Source organism: Rhizobium sp. BR 317 (genome assembly GCF_047445835.1).
Lineage (GTDB): Bacteria > Pseudomonadota > Alphaproteobacteria > Rhizobiales > Rhizobiaceae > Rhizobium > Rhizobium paranaense.
The window spans coordinates 1-698 of sequence record NZ_JARWLB010000187.1 but is presented as its reverse complement, the minus strand read 5'-3'; the positions used below and the strand labels follow the sequence as shown (position 1 = coordinate 698).

Below are 698 nucleotides of genomic sequence, written 5' to 3'. Positions count from 1 at the left end.
GTCCGGCAATGACTTCAGCGGCGAGATCGTCACCCTTTCCCTCCAGACCAAAAACGTCCGCATCGTTTCCGATACGCGCTCCAGCGGCGACAACGCTCCCAGCCACCGCGTCTTCGTCGGCCGCATCGAAATCGGAGCSGCCTGGTCCAAGCAGTCCAACGAAGGCCGTAACTACCTCGGTCTCAAGCTCGACGACCCGAGCTTCACCGCTCCGCTCTACGCCAATCTGGTCGAAGACGAGGACGGCAAGGCCTTCAGCCTCATCTGGTCGCGGCCGAACCGCCGCTCCGGTGACTGACCTCTTCCGGTGTGACGCCCTGTAGTTGGGGCGTCACAAGAAGCTCCAACACGCCGCTCGAACAGCAGCTTGACGAGTGGCTCCTCATATGAGGCCGCRATGGCGCGGCCMGAGAGACAGGACAAGGAAYAYSACMATGGCRACCATCGGCACCTTCACCWCCWCCGAAACCGGCTTCAMMGGCTCGATCCGCACWCTCGCCCTCAACGTCAAGGCCCGYATCGCCCGCRTCGAAAACCCYTCCGACAARGGYCCGCACTWCCGCATCTACGCMGGYAAYGTCGAGCTSGGTGCGGCCTGGCAGAAGCGCTCCGAGCAGGACCGCGACTACCTCTCGGTCAAGCTSGACGACCCGAGCTTCCCCGCYCCGATCTACGCAACSCTCACCGAAGTCGAAGGC

Annotated in this window: 2 protein-coding genes; both read left to right on the top strand. The window is 63.5% G+C overall.

Annotated features, from left to right (window positions below; all coding sequences use genetic code 11):
* Positions 1–298, top strand: a 298-nt coding sequence (locus QD357_RS32710; RefSeq protein WP_414126150.1) for a DUF736 domain-containing protein, incomplete at its 5' end; no start/stop codon positions are given.
* 88 nt (positions 299–386) lie between these two features.
* Positions 387–698, top strand: a 312-nt coding sequence (locus QD357_RS32705) for a DUF736 domain-containing protein (RefSeq protein WP_414126148.1), incomplete at its 3' end; no start/stop codon positions are given.